Raw genomic sequence first — 17,292 nt, 5'->3', positions numbered from 1 at the left:
CTTCAGGCGACGTGTTTCAGGGCGCTCGCCAGGGTGTCGAACACCTGGGCGATCTCCTGCGGGCTGATAACCAGCGGCGGCGAAATCACAATGGTGTCACCCGAGCCGCGCACCAGCACGCCGTTGTCGAAGCACCACTGCGCAACCTCACTGCCACGGGCGCCGGGGAAACCTGGGCGCGGCTCGAGTTCCACCGCGCAAAGCAGTCCGATCGCGCGGACGTCCAGCACCGCGCCGACACCTTGCAGCGCGAGTGCGGTCGACTGCCACAGCCCACTCACCGCGTTGACGTGCTGGTTGATGCCCAATTCACGATGCACCTCCAGGGTCGCCAACCCGGCCGCACACGCCAATGGGTGCGCTGAATAGGTGTAGCCGTGCATCAGTTCGATGACATTCTGCGGCCCGGCCATGAACGCTTCATACACCGCGCCACTGACCAGCACGCCGCCCATGGGCACGGCGCCGTTGGTCAGGCCCTTGGCGGTGGTGATCAGGTCCGGCAGCACGCCAAAGGCTTGCGCGGCAAAGGGCGCGCCGACGCGGCCAAAACCGGTGATTACCTCGTCGAAAATCAACAGCACGCCGTGCCGTGTGCAAATCTCGCGCAAGCGTTGCAAATAGCCTTGGGGCGGCGCATAAACCCCGCCGGAGCCGGTCACCGGCTCGACAATCACCGCAGCCACGGTGCTCGGGTCTTGGATATCCAGCAGTTGTGTCAGCGCATCAGCGTAACTGGCGCCCTGCTGCGGCTGCCCGACACTGAAACGCATGCCCGCGTCATAGGGCAATGGCAGGTGCGAGACCTCCCCCAGCAGCGGGCCAAAGTCACGTTTCTGGCGGCCGATACCGGATACCGACAGCCCACCGAAGCCCATGCCATGGTAGCCCTTGGCACGCCCGATAAATTTGGTCCGACGGCAATCACCACGCGCCTGGTGATACGCCCGCGCGATCTTCAGCGCGGTATCCACCGCTTCAGAGCCGGAGTTGGTGAAGAACACCTGCTCCATACCGGCGGGGCTGATGTCGATCAGGCGCTCGGCCATTTCCAGGGCCTGGGGGTGGCTCATCTTGAACGACGAGACAAAGTCCAGGCGCCCCGCCGCTTCGCGAATGGCTTCGACGATTTTCGGCTGGCCATGCCCGGCATTCACGCACCATAGCCCCGCCATTGCGTCGAGTACGCGGCGCCCATCGGTGGTGGTGTAGTACATACCGTCGGCGCTGGCGAACATCATCGGTTGTTGCTGGAACTGGCGCATCGGGGTAAATGGCGCCCAGAACGCGCCGCGCGCGGAAACTGAAGGGTTGGAAAGATCGTTCATGGCGACTCCTGCAAAGCGAGGGTTGGATGGCCGGTCAGCGTCGGGCGCTGCAACGGGCCTGCGTTTACGTTGACGCTGCGGTCCAGGTACAAGGTGCCGTGTTCGATACGGCAGGTGACCCGATCACAAAACGCCGTTTCGACAAACTGCCAGGTCATGCTCAACACCCGGTCTTCGGTCCAGCGCGCCTGCGCCACCACCGGGGTGAGTGCCGGCTGGTATTGGTGATGCAGATAGTGGCCGGTCATGCTGGTCTGGGTTTCGATGCCGGCGCTCAGCCCGGCCCGGATGCAATGGGTGCCACGAGGGTCGGTGAGGTAAAAGTCACAATGCTCAGGCCCGAACTCCAGGCGCACTTCGCTGACCTGGTCTTCGTTGGCCTGCATGGCAAACGTCGCGCTGAATTCAGCCTGACGCGGCGAGCTGGCGGCGCCAGACATGACTGGCCGTTGTTGATGGGCCAGCAGCGCCGCCAGCGCGGCATCCGCCGAGCCTTCGCTGGGTACGTCCAGCGCCGGCAAAAGATGCTCCCAGAGCAGGCTGTGCAAGCGCCGCTCGCCCAGGGCAAGGCCTGCGGTAAACGCAATCACCGCGTTATGGCGCGGTAACACAATGCACTGCTGGCCAAACACGCCGGAGGCGTAATACCCACCGTGCAGGGTCATCCACCACTGGTAGCCGTAGCCTTCGCGGCGCGTGACAGCCGCGTCGCTCGACTCGTCGCGACTCAGGTAGCGCTTGCCATCGAAGGCACCCATCCATACATCATCGACGTGCCCACGGGTCGCTTCGGCCACCCATTCCCGCGATAGCAATTGCTGCCCCTGCCAATTGCCCTGTTGCAAGTGCAACACGCCGAATTTGAGCAAGTCTTCGGTGCGGCAACTGAGGCCATTGCCACCGGTGTTGAAACCGCCAGGAGCCAGGTCCCACTCGATGGGGCCCATGCCCATGGGTTGGAAGATACGTGCGTCGCACAGCTCGAACGCCGTCTGGCCGCTGACCACGCTGACAATCGCCGAGAGCATGAAGCTCGACGCACTGCTATAGATAAACCGGTGCCCTGGCGGGTCTTCGACCGGCTCATTGAGGAACAACCGTACCCAACTGTCACTGCGCCCGCGCCAGGCGCCACCAGAAATGCCCTGGCGATGGCCGGTGCGCATGGTCAGCAGATCCCGCACGGTCATGGCCGCCAGGTTGGCGCTGATGGATGCCGGGCAATCGGCGGCAAAAAAATCCACCACCTTGGCGTCCAGCGACAGCACGCCGTCATCCACCAACAGCCCGACAGCCATGGACACCCAGCTTTTGGTCGCCGAATGCTGGACATGCAGGCGTTCGGCGCAATAAGGCGCCCAAAACGCTTCAGCTACCACCGCGCCATCGCGGTACAGCATGAAGCTGTGCAACTCCAGGTCCGCAGCGTTCACCGCTTCGATGAAATCACTTACGCCACGCGCCGATACGCGTTGTTGACTGGGCAGTGCCCGCCGCAACGGCAAACTCGTCATCTGATCTATCCCCTCATTTCCACTGCTTGGGCGTGCAACAGGCTGTTCCTGTTGCACGCCATTACCGCTACCAGAGCGCCACGGTGTAGCCCAGGATCACTCTGTTTTCGTTGGTGTCACGGGCGAAGTTGCTCGTCGCGCTGGCGTTCTGCCAACGCAGCGAAACATCCTTGAATGTGCCGCTCTGCACCACATAGCCGAGGCTCAAGTCCCTCTCCCACTCGCGCCCTTCGCCGTTGAAGCCGATGACCTTGGCGTTGTCGCCCTTGGCATAACGCGTCGAGAACAGCAGGCCCGGAATGCCCAGCGAGGCGAAGTCATAGTCATAGCGGGCATGCCACACGCGCTCGCCAGTCTGGGAGAAGTTGGCCAGTTGATACTCGGTGAACAGGTAGGTGTTGGTGCCGTCCACATAGGTGAACGGCGTCGAGCCGTACTGTTCCTGGTAACCGCCGCTGAGGTTGTGGCCGTAGAGGCCATAGCCGATGCGCGTACTCAACGCCCGGTTGTCCACCTTGCCGGCCAGGCCTGCAGCGTCTTCACTGGCGCTGAAGTAGCGGATATCGGTCTTGAACGTGCCCGGGCCCCACTTGAAGCTGTTTTTCAAGCCCAGGTAATGCTGTTGGTACAGGCTTTCCAGTTGCGCGAACTGATAGGTCACAAAGGTCGTCGGCGTGACTGCGTACTCGCCGCCGGCGTAGCGGAACTCATCGCTCTTGGCGCTGCTTTTGTAGGCGCCGTACTGGCTGGTAAGCCCCATATCCTCGTAATGGGTTGAGTCACGCTGCTTGACCTGGTCCAGTTGGCCCGCGCTCAGTGTCAGCTTGTCGATGTCCTTGGAGGTCACTGCGGTACCGCTGAAACTCTGCGGGAACAGGCGGCTCAGGTTCGGTTGCAGCGTCGGCAGGTCAGGCACCATGTAACCCACGCGCAACTCACTTTTGGCCAGGCGCGCCTTGCCGGTGAGGCCCAGTTTTGAGTAGTTGTCATGGGCGCGCCGGGCGTAGCTGGGGGAGCCTGGCTCGGCCATGCTGGAGCGTGCCAGCAACCCGGTGCCAGAGTTGTCCGGGCTCGAATCGAGCTTGATGCCCAACATACCCACCGCGTCCAGGCCAAAACCCACGGTACCGTCGGTAAAGCCCGACTCCAGCTTCAGGATAAAACCCTGCGCCCATTCGGCACGCTTGTTCTGCCCGCTGGACTCGCGGTAGTCACGGTTGAAGTAGTAGTTCTTCAACTCCAGCACCGCTTTGCTGTCGGCGACGAAGTCAGCCTGGGCAAACAAGGGCATGAAACCGGCGCCCATGACGCTGGCACTGGCGACAACTTTGTTGATGCGGTTATTCATGTGTAGGTTCCTGGCAGACAGGTTGAGTGGGGTTGTTTTTGTTTTCTTCGGCCATGGCTTCGCCCGCTTCGCAAATCGTCGATTTGCGAAGGGTTGGGTTTAATGCCGTGGCCTGGGGTGCAGCAGTACCTAAATCACGCTGGCACGGAGGCGGTAACTGCCGTCCGCACGTTTCTCCAAGGGGCTGGCCGCGGCGAGTAGCCGACGGGTGTAAGGGTGTTGTGGGGCGTCGAAAATCGTGTCACGCGGGCCCATTTCGACCACCTCGCCCTGGTTCATCACCGCCACACGGTGGGCGATGCGTTCCACCGCCGAAAGATCGTGGGAAATGAACAGGCAGGCAAAGCCGTATTGGCGTTGCAAGCGCTCGAACAGTTCGAGGATCTGCTTCTGGATGGTCATGTCCAGTGCCGAAATCGGCTCGTCGGCAATCACCAGCTTGGGCCGGCGCACCAACGCCCGGCCAATCGCCACGCGCTGGCGCTGACCACCGGAAAGTTGGTGGGCAAAACGCTCGCGAAACTGTTCGGGCAAGCCCACATCGACCAGGGTGTCGGTGACCCGCTGGCGCTTTTGCGCGGCCGTCAGGGCGGGTTCATGGCGCAGCGGTTCGGCGAGGATCTGGCCCACAGTCATGCGCGGGTCGAGGGACGAATACGGGTCCTGGAAGATCATCTGGCATTGCAGGCGATGTGCCCGGTTGGCGGCCTTGAGGATATCCACACCCTGGAACAGGATTGCCCCGGCACAGGGGTTGACCAAGCCGACGACCGCACGCCCGAGGGTGGTCTTGCCCGAACCGCTGCCACCGACCAGGGCCAGCGTCTCGCCCGGAGCAATACTCAGGTTCACCGAGTGCACCACGCGCTTGGGCACGCTGCGCCCCCAGAAGCTGCGCGGCCCCGGGTGTTCGATACACACATCCCGGACCTGCAACAACGCGCTGTCGGCCGCCGGCACGGGCACCAGTTCCCCGCGCCGTGGCAGCGCTTCGAGCAATTGCCGGGTGTATTCGGCCTTGGGGGCAAAGAGGATGTCTTCGATACGGCCCTGCTCTACCGCCTTGCCCGAGCGCATCACCACGACTTTGTGGGCATAACGCGCGACCAAAGACAGGTCGTGGCTGATAAACAGAATCGCGGTGCCCTGCTCGCGGGTCAGTTCCAGCATCAACTCGATCACGTCCAGTTGCGCCAGGCAATCCAGGGCCGTGGTGGGTTCGTCGGCAATCAGCAGCGCCGGGCGCAGCAGCATCACCGAGGCCAGCATGATGCGTTGGCGCATGCCGCCGGAGAATTGGTGCGGGTAGGACGCCAGGCACTTTTCGGCGTCCTTGATGCCGATGCGTTGCAGCATGGCGATGCAGCGCTCACGGATCGTCGCCGCATCCAGCGTGGTATGCAGTTTGAGTGCCTCGCTCATCTGCCGGCCGATGGTCAGCGCGGGGTTGAGCGAGACCATCGGTTCCTGGAACACCATGCCGATCCGCGCGCCACGCACTTCACGCATGGCCTTGGCATTGCTGCTGTCCAGGGCCTGGCCCTGGAAGATGATGCGCCCACCGCACACCTGCATCGGTGCTGGCAGCAAACCAATGGCAGCGCGCGCGGCCATGGTCTTGCCGCTGCCCGACTCGCCCACCAGTGCGACGATCTCGCCGGGGGCCATGGTGAAGCTGAAGTCATCGACGGCCAGCGGACCGTCCACGCCGACGCGAATCTGTAGATTTTCAACGGCCAGTAAAGGCACTGGAGCGCTCATGCTCATTTCCTCATGCGCGGGTCGAGACGATCACGCAAGGCATCGCCGAACAGATTGATAGCCAGCAACGTCAGGCTGATAAAGATGCCCGGGAAGATCCCCAGCCACGGCGCCGTCGAGATATAAGTGCGGCTGGCCGAGAGCATGCTGCCCCAGGTGGCGGCCGGCGGTGGAACCCCAAGGCCGAGGAAACTCAGCGCACTCTCCGAGAGCAACGCCCAGCCAAACATGCTGGTGGCCAAGACACACAGCGGCGCCAGGCAGTTGGGGGTGATGTGACGGAACATGGTGTACAGCTCGGAGTTGCCGATCACCCGCGAGGCCTCGATGAACTCCAACTCACGCAGCGACAGCACGCTGCCGCGTACCACCCGCACCACCGAAGGGGTGTAGGCGATACCCAGGGCGAGCACGATGCCGTACTGGCTGGCGCCGACAATTGCCATGATGCCCAGGGCCATAAGGATGCCGGGGAATGCCAGCAACGCATCGTTGAGCATCATCAGCACCCGGTCGGTCCAGCCGCGCAGGTAACCGGCGAGCATGCCGATCAGCGTGCCGCAGATCACCGCTACGCTGACCGAGAGCAGGCTGATCCACAGGCTGGTACGCGCACCAATGATCAGGCGGCTGAACACATCGCGGCCAAATTCGTCGGTACCCAGCCAGTGCACGGCGTTCGGTGCGTGCAGGCGTGAGAGCAGGTCCAATTTGAGCGGGTCGTAAGGTGTCCACACCACGCCGAGCAATGCCAGCAACACCAGTGCCGCGAGCAGGCTGCCGCCGATCAGGGCGTTCAGCGGCGGGTAACGCCGGCGCCGCCGGGGCGGAACCGCTGCCACGGTGGGCAAGGCAGGAGTCTTGAGGTTCATAGCTTCACCCTTGGATCGAACAGCGGATACAGCAGATCCACCAACAGGTTGACCAACACATAGATACAGGTGACCAGCAGCAGGCAACCCTGCAACACCGGGTAGTCGCGGGAGAAGATCGCATCGACCATCAACCGGCCGATACCTGGCAGGGTGAACACCGTTTCCAGCACCGCAATGCCGCCGAGCAAGTTGCCAAGGATCAGGCCAATCAGGGTCCAGGTCGGTGCAAACGCGTTGCGCAAGGCGTGCCTGCACAGCACCGCGCCTTCCGACAACCCTTTGGCCCGGGCATGGGCGATGTACTCCAGGCGTAGCACCTCAATGGTGCTGGCCCGTGCCATCCGGGCAATGGCCCCGAACTCCACCAGCGTCAGGGTGATGATTGGCAGCACCACGTAGGTCAGCGCTTTCATCGGGTCGGTGGCAAAGCCCACGTAACCGATCACCGGCAACCAGCCCAATTGAATGCCGAAGACATACAGCAGCAACAAACCCAACCAGAAGCTGGGTACCGACAGCAACAACGTTGCCGTCGCCACCAGGCCCAGGTCCATCGCACTGTTTTGCTTCCAGGCTGCGAGCAAACCCACCGGCACTGCAAGCAGAGTCGCCAGCAATACCGCCACCAGCACCACGGTCGCACTGACGCTGAACCGCTCGAGCAGCAACTCCAACACCGGCTGGCGGCTGCTGATGGACACGCCGAGGTCGCCACTGAGCACCGACTTGATCCAGATCAGGTACTGGGTCACCACTGAGTGGTCAAGCCCCAGGCTGCTGCGCATATCGGCCAGGCTTTGCGGGTCGGCCATGTCGCCGAGCATCAAGAGTGCCGGGTCGCCGGGGATCAGGCGGATCAAGGCAAACACAATCACCGAGATCAGCAACAGGGTCGGCACCGCCATGCCGAGCCTGTGCAATATGAATCGAAACATAGCGCTACGCCTTACTTGGAAGTGTCGAGCAGCTTCACGCCCCACAGGCGCGGCTTGGCAACCGGCCAGGAGCGATACCCCTCGACGCGCTTGCCCATGGCGCCGATGGCCGTGCCGTTATAGATAACCACCATGGGCACATCCTTGAGCATCAGCGTGTGCAGCTTGTCGAACAGTGGCTGGCGCTTGGCTGGGTCAACTTCACGCTGGGCCTCACGCAATATGGCCAGGGCTTGGGGGTTGTCCCAGACCTTACGCGGTTCCTTGGCCTTGTCGCCGATCACCGACTCGTAGCTTTGCGCCGCATCGAAACGTCCCGAGTAGGAGAACGACATCATCTGGTAGCTACCGGTCTGGTAACGCTCCAACTGTGTGCCCCACTCCAGGGTTTCCATCTCGATGTTCAGCCCTGCCGCCTGGGTCATGGCCTGACAGAGCAAGCCCATGTCGAACATCTGCGGGTAGCGCTTGTTGACCAGCATGCGGATTTTTTCACCGCGGTAGCCGGCTTCCTTCAGCAGGCTCCGGGCCTCGTCGAGGTTGTAGGTATAGCCCTGGTGCGCGGTGCTGTCGTAGTACGGACTCGCAGTGGGAATGATTGAGTTGTTGACCACCGATAAACCATCGGACAACGCCGCCACCATCTGCGCGTAATCCAGGGACAACGCCACCGCGCGACGGATGCGCACGTCCTTGAGCAGCGGGTCGCGGGTCTGGAACAACAGCCCGCTGATGGTCATGATCGGGCTGACCTGGATCTGCAGGTTCTTGACCTGCTTGAGTTGTGCGGCATCCATTGCGGTCACGTCCGGCAGCAGGTCCACGCCACCCGACAGCAGCGCCGCCTTGGCCGAGGCCGAATCGGGGATCACCTCAAACCGCACGGTGTCGACAAACGCCTGCTTGTTGCCGGTGTAACCGTCCGCCTTGTCTTCGGCACGTGGGGTGTATTGCTTGAAGCGATCCAGTTCGACGTACTGGCCCTTCTGCCATTTGCCCAGGGTGAACGGGCCAGTGCCAATCGGCGCGCGCCAACTGCCATCGGCGGCCAGGGAGTCTGGGTGCAGGATGCCGCTGCCCGCGCAATCCGGGCGGGCCATGGCGGCCAGGAACAAGCCATTGGCTTGATCCAGGGTGAACACCACGGTTTTCGGGTCGGGGCTGGCGATATCAACGATCTTCGCCGCACCGCGCCCATCGAACTCTGCCAGGCAGCGCCACTGGGTCTTGGGGTCCAGGTAGCGCTGCCAGGTCCATTGCACGTCCTTGGCCGTCAATAGCTGGCCGTTGTGAAAGTGCACGCCGTCACGCAGGGTAAAGGTGTAGCGCAGGCCATCCGCCGACACGTCAACCGCGCTGGCTAGCATCGGGGCGATGCTGGTGTCTTCACGGTACGCCACCAACCCTTCGACGAGATGCATCATCACCGCGTCGGTGTTGTCGTCGCGGTTGACGCCAGGGTCGGTGCTGCGGATATCACCGTTGATCCCAACGCTGATGACCTTGTCCTGGGCAACGGCCATGGAGACGGTGCACGCCGACATTACGACGGCCAATGCCGTCTTTACGTAACTATTCACGGGAGAAAGACTCCTTGAAGGAATTTTCCGGTCAGTGGCGGGAGCCAAGGCAGGACCGGCATCAGAATGAGTGAATCCTTGGTTATTGTTATGCGGTCTGTTCTGAGTGCATCACTTGCGGTGTATCAGCCCAGGCTGCGCTTGTGGCGCAACACCTTGGCGAAAAAGTCCTGGGCAGCCGGCATGGCCTTGATGCCCTGGTGCGCGACGTTGGGCAGCAGGTCAAAGTGCACCTGCACGCCGGCGGCCTCGAAGCTGGCCTTCAAGGTAGCCAGGCGCTCGGGTCGCGTACGCCCGGCAGCGTTGGCACCGGCCATGTAGTGTTTGCCGCCTTCACGGTGGGTAATTTCCCAGGTTTCGAGGTCTGAATCACCCACCACCATATGCACGGGCAACCGCTGCAGGGCTCGCAGGTTCAGTGGTTTGCCAAAGCGCGTGGCAAAGTCCCGCACGCCGACCCACCAGTCCTGATCGGCATCGAGCAGGGTCACCGAACCCGGTGCGCCGATGGACGCCGCCCAGAGTTTTTCGGGGTGCAGGTAGCAGAAGCGATGGGTGAATTGCCCACCACCGGAATAGCCGAACAGTGCAAAGGTATCGAAGCTGCGACCGTAGCGCTTGCCAACGCTGGCAATCATGTCGAGTAGCACTTGGTCGTAACGGATATCGCCTTCGACCATCTGCTTGTAGCCATCACCATTGCCGTCGCCCAGCACGCCGACCGGGAACAGCGGCGACAGGATCACACAATCGTTCCAGCGGCCAAATTCCGCGAAACCATTGCGGTAAATCTCCATCGCGCGGGTCGAGCCGTGCAGCGAAACCACCAGGTCTACCGGCCGGGTGCGGTCCTCGATGCTTTCAGGCACATAAAGGGTGTAGGCAAACCGGCTGTCCTCATAGTGGGAGTACACGGTGGTGGCGCCGAGGTGATACACGTTTTTTGCCGCACGTAATGCTGCGTCTTCAGGGCTGATATCTGGATTGCTCATTTGGAAAGTTCGCCGAGTCAGTTCGGACTTGAGTATTGGTCGAGCACTATAAAAAGAAAAACTAATTTAACTTTAATCAGAGTAAACAAAAGCTTTACGATGCCGACGTACCCATGAGCGCGGGCCTACCCATGAGCAACATTCGTTTCTTCAAGACGTTTATCGCCGTCGCCGAGTACGGCAGCTTTGCCGCCGCCGCCGACCGTGTGGCCCTCACCAACGCCGCCGTCGGCCAGCAAATGCGCGCCCTCGAAGAAGAGATGCGCCGACCGCTGTTCGACCGTAGCCAGCGGCAGATCAAGCTGAGCCGCGATGGCGTGTTGTTGCTGCCCAAGGCCAAGCGCCTGTTGGCGGACTACGAGCAAATGATTGCCGAGGCGCCCGATGGCATGGCCATGGAGGGTGAAGTGTCCATCGGCGGCATTACCTCCGGCATGGGCCTGCTCGCCAATTGCCTGGTGCAACTGAAAAAGCTGCACCCGCGCATATCGGTCAACCTGATGACCGCCCGCTCCGACGAAGTGGTCAACCTGGTCCACGCCGCCAAGCTAGACGCGGCATTGCTGATCGAGACGGCGCGGCAGAACTTCGATGGATTGAGCTGGACCCTGCTCTACAACGAGCCCATCGTCATGCTCGCCAACTCCGCCCAGACCGCCGGCATCGACGACGCTGTGGAATTGCTCAGGACCCAGCCGTTCATTCGCTATGACCGCTCCACCGCGGTAGGCCGCAAGGTGCAGTCGATCATCAAGAGCGAATCGGTCGAACCGCTGGAAATCCTCGAACTGAACTCGATCATCGGCATCGCCGACCTGGTGCGCCAGCAAGTTGGCGTGGCGATCGTGCCGCTGCTGAAGAACTTTGACTGGCACAAAGACTCCAGCCTGCGTGTATTGCCGCTGCCGGGGGACCTGGCGGTACGCCGGGTGGGAATTTTGGAGCAAGGCACCAAAAGCGCGATTACCGGGGAGATTCGCAAGTTGCTGATGTCGGCGGTGGCGAAGTGACCGTGACCGCATCATTGCCGGTGGTCGGGCTGCACAGGGGTTGAGGATCAAGCGTCGGGCTCATCGTTACGGGCGTCACGCGCAAGGGAGAGGATAAAAAATCCACCACCTATTACCAAACGATATAAATAACTGTGAAATATGACAGTTACATCTCCAGTGCCGAGTCCGTAGTTTCAGGCAGCAATGCCTGTAAAGCATGGATACCTCACCCAAGGAGATGATGATGGCGCGCAACCCGATGGGCACCGACCCAACCGACGACGAAAACGATCCGATCTTCAATGCGACCACCCAAAAGCGCAATGTCGTCGATCCACGTACCGGCCTGTTTGAAGTCTATGTGCCCTTGCCATCGGTGATCGGCAACGACGGCAATGGACCCGTCATTGAAATGGGCCTGCACAACACTCCGGTGGTCAATAACGAGGCGGCGCTGGGGGACGGTTGGTTTTATTGCATGACCACGTACAGCGAGCATCACAAGAAGCTCACGTTGCATTCTGGTGAAGTGGTGGCGATGGAAAAAGACGATTCTCTCTTCCAGCCTGCGGTTATTGTGCTGTGGGGTGCCGGCACGTTTAGGGTGTTTCGCAAAGACGGTCGCAAGGAAATCCTGGCACAGGTGGGGAACACGGGGATTTACATGCCAGTTTCACTGACTACCGATGGCTACAACAGCCTGACCCTCAGTTGGACAAGTACCCCCCATGTGATTGACGGCAAGACCTATTACCAGATCCAGTTGACCGAGATCCGCGACGCCACCCGTAGCCTGCTTAAAGTGCAATACACCCCCGGCGACCCTGACGCCGCTACGGTCATCAGCGCGGCCAACCTGACATTCTGGCCCGATGATCCAACGGAAACCCTGAACTACGCCCTGTCTATTGAAAATTACGCACTCAAATCCGTCAGCCTTGATGCGACTATTCAAAGCAGTTTCGAGTACCAGGACGACCCCGCCTGTGGCTGGCTGTTGACCAAAATCACCAGCTTCGACGGGCTTCAGGAGCAAGTGCAGTATGAGGACAACGGCCTGACCTTCCCGGACAACCCCAAGTTGTCGGCGTTGCCCTGTGTCAGCACCCACACCTTGACTCCCAATGGTGGCGGGACGCCGGTCATTACCCGATATGTCTACGAGCGCCAGAATAAAGACAACTACCGCACTATTGCGCGTGAAGGCGATCCGGTTATTCGCACAACGACCTACAACTACAATAAAAACCACGACGTCACGTCGCAGGTGCTGGTTCAGGGGGGAGCAACAACAGAAACAAAATACACGACGCTACTGACTGATGGATTGCTCAGTCGCGACATCTCTAAAACCTACATCAAGGCGGGTAAACGTCGGGAAGAAAAAAATGAGAACCGGTTCAACAAAGACTCTACGCTTCTAAAGAACCGGCAAAAAAGAACGACTACATCGCTAGGCTACATCTTGAGTCCTGCGTTGCCGGGGCCTGTGCCGGAAACACTTGGTGAGCGTACATTGCTCAGCTTGTTGGAAATGATCCGCAACGCGTCTAACCAGCAGACGAATAATCCGCTCGACCAATCATGGACTCCTACAAGGTTAAAATCGAAAAATTCTTTTTCTTCAGCAACTCTTAACACCGAAATCGTCGATAATCCTGGGCTACTGGCGATCATTCCTGAACTGGTACCCGAGCTGATTCCCACGCTGCGCAATATCTCCAAATTCAACTTTCACACCTATAAAAAAATAGATAGCGAGGGCGAGTTAAAGATCACCAGTACTTTACAAGGGAGTCTCGCCGGAGAGGATGTTTCCAGCGCCGCGCTGATCGGGCAGCGTATCGAATACTTCGAAAACAACGGCTTTCGCAAAGGGCGTGTGAAGAAGCTCACCCGTAGCACCCTGGGGACGCGTGACCGGCGCCCTATTGTTTCCGACCCCTTGCGTTCCTTTGACTATGCCCTGGGCGGGGGCCGCAACACCGAGCTGACCACCACGACCACCGACACAGATGAAACTGGCAAAACCCGTGTCTCGTCGCAAACCCAGAGCACCCTCAGTGGGCGCCTGGTACGCCAGGTCGATGCCGACGGCAACCGGACTGAGTTTGCCTACAACAGCTATGGGCAACTGGTCACCTTGACCGTCTGCGCCCAAAGCACTACCTATCGTCAGGTTACGACGTATGCCTACCCCGCCCCCGGCCAAATAAAGATCACCGAGCCCAACGGCCAGACGCGCTTGAGCCAATACGACGGCCAGGACCAATTGGTCAGCGAACATCTGCTGCAGGGTAGCCAGAGCAAGCAAACCAAGGCCGTCACCTATGACAGCCTGGGCCGCGAGCTGCGCCGCTCGGAGTTCGATTACGACGCGGCGGGGGGCCAGCTGGTGCACTGGCAGGAAGCCCAATATGACGACTGGAACGAAGTCAGCAGCCAGCGTTACAGCGATGGCCGGCAAACCTTCAACGTGTACGACCCCATCGCCCTGACCCGCGCACAGTGGACCGGCAAAGCCACCGACAAGCATGCGATGCTGACATCCTACAACGTCGACGACACTGTCAAAAAAATTGAATGGAAAGACCAGGCTGGCCTGGTCTACCAAACCCACGCGTTTACCTACACCCAGTCCAAGCAAGTCAAGCAACTGAAAATCGACAACGAGTTCGGTTTCACCATCCTGGACTACACCTACGATGGTGCCGGGCGCCTGCTGAGTGAAAAACACAGCGAAAAAGGCCGGGGCCTGCTCGACTTTCCTTTTGTCTACACCTATCACTACACCTACCCGGTGCATTGGCTGTTGCAGGAGGCGACGCAGATCGAGATCGAGACGGGCGGCAAGCGGCAGATCCTGGGCAAGCGCAGTATTGACAGTTGGGGCCGAGTCACTTCGCTGACCCGTGGCAGCAATACCGAAACCTTTACCTACAACGGTACCAGCCAGGTACCAGCCACGACATTGACCGCCGATGGCCAAGCCCTCAAGCATGACTACATCAAGGAACTGGGCAATCGCCTGGCCAAGACCAGCACCGCAGACGCCAGCGCACACACGTCTTTTGCCTATGCCTATGGCACGCAAGGTGTCGCGACGGCCAGCGAGGGCGACCGTTTCCTGCAGTACGACCATGACCTCTATCTGCGGGTCAGCCGACAACGCGTGCAAACCGCGCCCGGTCAGAGCAAAGATCTGCTTTACACCCACTCGCTGGGCGCACGGCTGCTCAATAGCACCGATGCGCTGGGCAACCAGACCCTGTTCTTTTATAGCTCGACCGGACAACGCTACGCGGCCAACAACTTTCATTTCACCACCAGTCATTCCTACGATGACCAGGGGCGGTTTAACGAAGAAACCATTGCTGGCCCCTACAACCTCGCGCCCGCGTCACCCGTCGCTTTCAATGTGAAGTACACCCATGACTCCCAGCAGCGCGAAACCCGCCGCCACTTCACCGTCACCGGTAAAGTCGACCTGCTGCTGGAAAACACCTACTACGCCGACGACAAACTGAAATCGGTGCAGTTGAAACAGGGCGCCACTGTGTTGGGTTCGCGCAGCCTGACCTATAACCCCGGGGGCCGGCTCAAGTCCTGTACCACCACCGGCGTCTGGCGGCCCAAGACGCCGTCAAACAAGGACATCGACAAGCAGGAGTTCACCTACGATGCACTGGGTAACGTCCTCACCTGCGTAACCAGCTTCGGCACTGCGAAAAACACCGCCACCTACACCTATGAAGCCGTTAATGGCTACCGCTTGACCAGAGTTGTGAACACCCATGGGGATTACACCGCGTCTGCCAATTTGAGTTATGACGCGGCCGGGCGGCTAACCCAGGACCAGACGGGCAAGACCTACAGCTATGACTGGCTGGGCCGACTGATCCGGGCCGGGAGCACACATTATCGTTACGACCCGGCCAACCGTTTGATGACCCGTGATGAGGGCACCGACCCACAACAGGTGATCTACGACGGACTCAAGGCCTGCGGCGACTACTCCCTCGGCACCAACGCCAGCAGCCGCAACCTCAACCCTGGGAGCACCGCCTGTACCGTACAACGGATCAAGCGCTCTGGCGTCGAACGGACAATGTTCGAGCTGCGGGATATGAGTGGCAGCGTGTTGGTCAGCTACGATGCGCAGGCGCAAACCCTCAAACACCACGCCTACACCGCCTATGGCGAGCACTTTTGCGATGAGCCCGATTCGCTGCTGGGCTTCAATGGCGAATACCGCGACGTCCAGTACCCCCTGGGGATGGGTGCGCGTTGGTATGACGCCGCCAGCATGCGGTTTAACGCCCCCGATGAACTGAGCCCGTTCGGCAAGGGTGGGCCTAATCTCTATGCCTATTGCGCCGAAGGCGATCCCGTCAATTTTCAGGACCCCACTGGCCACTTTTCCGTGGACAGCCAGCTACGCGAGATCTGGGGGGACAGCTTGCCTGGCCCTGTCGGGTTCAATCCCGAACAGGGCGCCCTGATTCACACATTGCTGTGGGGTGGGATCGGTGTACTGACCGCCGTGATGACCGGAGGCACCTCGCTGTTGATGACGGCCGCCCTTGTGGGACTTGCCGCCTCTTCTCTCGTCACCGGCATTGCCTCATTGATTGTCAGAGACACCGCTCCCGAGGCGTCCAGCATCCTGGCTTGGGTGTCATTGGGCACCGGAGCGTTAGGCGGACTGGCCACCGTGGCGGGCAAAACGGCGCAGTTAACCGCCTACCTGGGACGCTCTTTCCCGGCGGCCGCCAGGAACCTCATCAGCAAGGCGTCCAAAGCGCTGATCAGCCCCCTGAAGCAGTCCAGCCTGGGCCGGGGGCTTGAACGCGTCTGGGCAAAAGCGCTGCCCAACCCCGCCGTCAGCATGAATCTTCCCTACAGTGAACTCTCACTGACGTCATCACAGGGACTTTCTGGCCTATTCGATCTCGGTGATGTGAATACCCTCTCGTTCGTAACCTCCGGAGTCCTGGGGAATCTGGAACTCCTGGAATCTGAACCCGCTCAACTGGCCGATACATTTGTCGGCGATATCACCTGGTTGCCCTTCGGCAGTTGGGGATCGTTATGGCAGACGGTCAGGGGCCGCTGAATCCGGTACAGGGCGCACACAAGCGCGCAGGGCCTGACGCCCTGCCCGCTTGTTGTTGTGAGTCAATTATCTGCAGGGAGAACGCGAATCAGCCGAGGTCACCGCCGCCTACCGGCAAGGTCACGCCGGTGATATAGGAGGCTTCGTCAGAGGCCAGGAACAGGATTGCGCCCACTTGTTCGTCGATGTTGGCGTAGCGCTTCATCAGGCTGCTATCCAGGGTCTGGTCGACAACCTGCTGGTACCACACGCGCTCCTGCTCGCTCTGCGGTTGGTTGTTGCGCGGGATGCGCCGCGGCGGTGCCTCGGTGCCACCGGGCGCGGTGGCGTTGACGCGAATGCCACTGCCAGCGGTTTCCAGGGCCAGGCAGGCGGTCAGGGCATTCACCCCGCCCTTGGCCGCGCCATAGGGCACGCGATTGATCCCGCGCGTGGCGACCGAAGACACATTGACGATGGCGCCGCTGCCCTGCTCCAGCATGTAGGGCAGCACGCAATGGCAGCACCACAGGGTGGGGAACAGCGAGCGGCGCACTTCGGCTTCGATTTGCGCCACCTCGTAGTACTCAAAGGGCTTGGCCCAGATGGTCCCGCCGACGTTGTTGATCAGAATGTCGATGCGCCCAAACCGTACCTTGGCGGCGGCCATTACCTCGGCACACTCGGCATGCTGCTCAAGGTCGGCGGTCAGGGTCAGCAGCCGGGCGTGCTGCAACTCGTGCACCAGTTCCGAGCGATCGACGGCGACCACCCAGGCGCCCTCCCCAAGCAACCGTTCGGCAACGCGCCGGCCGATACCCTGGGCGGCGCCGGTGACCAGCGCAACCTTGGCGTCAAAACGTGGAGTCATG

At 60.8% G+C, this 17,292-nt stretch carries 11 protein-coding genes; 2 read left to right on the top strand and 9 right to left on the bottom strand.

Features of this window, described 5'->3' with window-relative positions:
- Positions 1-2: 2 nt before the first annotated feature.
- From aptA to FIV38_RS17020, 8 genes are all read right to left on the bottom strand, one after another.
- A complete protein-coding gene (gene aptA, locus FIV38_RS17055; RefSeq protein ID WP_092236590.1) occupies positions 3-1,328 on the bottom strand; it encodes an omega-aminotransferase AptA in 1,326 nt (441 codons plus the stop codon).
- Positions 1,325-2,842: a serine hydrolase domain-containing protein gene (locus tag FIV38_RS17050; RefSeq protein ID WP_092236588.1), complete on the bottom strand. Its 1,518-nt coding sequence runs from the start codon at positions 2,840-2,842 to the stop codon at positions 1,325-1,327. Before FIV38_RS17050 ends, aptA begins: the two co-directional genes overlap by 4 nt.
- Before the next feature lie 67 nt (positions 2,843-2,909).
- The gene (locus tag FIV38_RS17045; protein ID WP_092236585.1) at positions 2,910-4,190 is read right to left on the bottom strand and encodes an OprD family porin; all 1,281 of its coding nucleotides are present in this window, start codon (positions 4,188-4,190) and stop codon (positions 2,910-2,912) included.
- Positions 4,191-4,319: 129 nt separating this feature from the next.
- Positions 4,320-5,951: an ABC transporter ATP-binding protein gene (locus tag FIV38_RS17040; RefSeq protein WP_092236584.1), complete on the bottom strand. Its 1,632-nt coding sequence runs from the start codon at positions 5,949-5,951 to the stop codon at positions 4,320-4,322.
- Between the two features lie 2 nt (positions 5,952-5,953).
- Complete coding sequence (locus tag FIV38_RS17035; RefSeq protein ID WP_092236583.1) at positions 5,954-6,823, bottom strand: ABC transporter permease; 870 nt, start codon at positions 6,821-6,823, stop codon at positions 5,954-5,956.
- A complete protein-coding gene (locus tag FIV38_RS17030; protein ID WP_070994929.1) occupies positions 6,820-7,761 on the bottom strand; it encodes an ABC transporter permease in 942 nt (313 codons plus the stop codon). Before FIV38_RS17030 ends, FIV38_RS17035 begins: the two co-directional genes overlap by 4 nt.
- A gap of 11 nt (positions 7,762-7,772) precedes the next feature.
- Positions 7,773-9,341 carry an ABC transporter substrate-binding protein gene (locus FIV38_RS17025; protein WP_092236575.1) on the bottom strand — a complete coding sequence of 523 codons (1,569 nt, stop codon included), beginning with the start codon at positions 9,339-9,341 and terminating at the stop codon, positions 7,773-7,775.
- A gap of 125 nt (positions 9,342-9,466) precedes the next feature.
- Positions 9,467-10,333 (bottom strand): hydrolase, encoded by an 867-nt coding sequence (locus FIV38_RS17020; protein ID WP_092236572.1) that lies wholly within the window; start codon positions 10,331-10,333, stop codon positions 9,467-9,469.
- A gap of 131 nt (positions 10,334-10,464) precedes the next feature.
- Here FIV38_RS17020 and FIV38_RS17015 point away from each other — a divergent pair, with 131 nt between their 5' ends.
- Both FIV38_RS17015 and FIV38_RS17010 read left to right on the top strand, forming a co-directional pair.
- Entirely contained in the window at positions 10,465-11,343 is an 879-nt protein-coding gene (locus tag FIV38_RS17015) for a LysR family transcriptional regulator (protein ID WP_092236569.1), read from the top strand.
- 199 nt (positions 11,344-11,542) lie between these two features.
- Entirely contained in the window at positions 11,543-16,441 is a 4,899-nt protein-coding gene (locus FIV38_RS17010) for an RHS repeat domain-containing protein (RefSeq protein ID WP_092236566.1), read from the top strand.
- An 88-nt stretch (positions 16,442-16,529) separates the two neighbouring features.
- Here the strand turns inward: FIV38_RS17010 and FIV38_RS17005 are convergent, their stop codons facing one another.
- On the bottom strand, positions 16,530-17,291 hold the full coding sequence (locus FIV38_RS17005) for a 1,6-dihydroxycyclohexa-2,4-diene-1-carboxylate dehydrogenase (protein WP_092236563.1): 762 nt from the start codon (positions 17,289-17,291) through the stop codon (positions 16,530-16,532).
- Position 17,292: the final 1 nt, after the last annotated feature.

The sequence above is a fragment of the Pseudomonas proteolytica genome (genome assembly GCF_007858275.1).
GTDB lineage: Bacteria > Pseudomonadota > Gammaproteobacteria > Pseudomonadales > Pseudomonadaceae > Aquipseudomonas > Aquipseudomonas proteolytica.
The sequence above is the reverse complement of the archived record's forward strand: the minus strand, read 5'-3'. Positions and strand labels throughout refer to the sequence as shown.

Bases quoted from the DNA above. Each gene is read 5' to 3' on its own strand.
- aptA (WP_092236590.1), bottom strand. From the start codon at position 1,328: ATGAACGATCTTTCCAACCCTTCAGTTTCCGCGCGCGGCGCGTTCTGG.
- FIV38_RS17050 (WP_092236588.1), bottom strand. From the start codon at position 2,842: ATGACGAGTTTGCCGTTGCGGCGGGCACTGCCCAGTCAACAACGCGTA.
- FIV38_RS17045 (WP_092236585.1), bottom strand. From the start codon at position 4,190: ATGAATAACCGCATCAACAAAGTTGTCGCCAGTGCCAGCGTCATGGGC.
- FIV38_RS17040 (WP_092236584.1), bottom strand. From the start codon at position 5,951: ATGAGCGCTCCAGTGCCTTTACTGGCCGTTGAAAATCTACAGATTCGC.
- FIV38_RS17035 (WP_092236583.1), bottom strand. From the start codon at position 6,823: ATGAACCTCAAGACTCCTGCCTTGCCCACCGTGGCAGCGGTTCCGCCC.
- FIV38_RS17030 (WP_070994929.1), bottom strand. From the start codon at position 7,761: ATGTTTCGATTCATATTGCACAGGCTCGGCATGGCGGTGCCGACCCTG.
- FIV38_RS17020 (WP_092236572.1), bottom strand. From the start codon at position 10,333: ATGAGCAATCCAGATATCAGCCCTGAAGACGCAGCATTACGTGCGGCA.
- FIV38_RS17015 (WP_092236569.1), top strand. From the start codon at position 10,465: ATGAGCAACATTCGTTTCTTCAAGACGTTTATCGCCGTCGCCGAGTAC.
- FIV38_RS17010 (WP_092236566.1), top strand. From the start codon at position 11,543: ATGGATACCTCACCCAAGGAGATGATGATGGCGCGCAACCCGATGGGC.
- FIV38_RS17005 (WP_092236563.1), bottom strand. From the start codon at position 17,291: ATGACTCCACGTTTTGACGCCAAGGTTGCGCTGGTCACCGGCGCCGCC.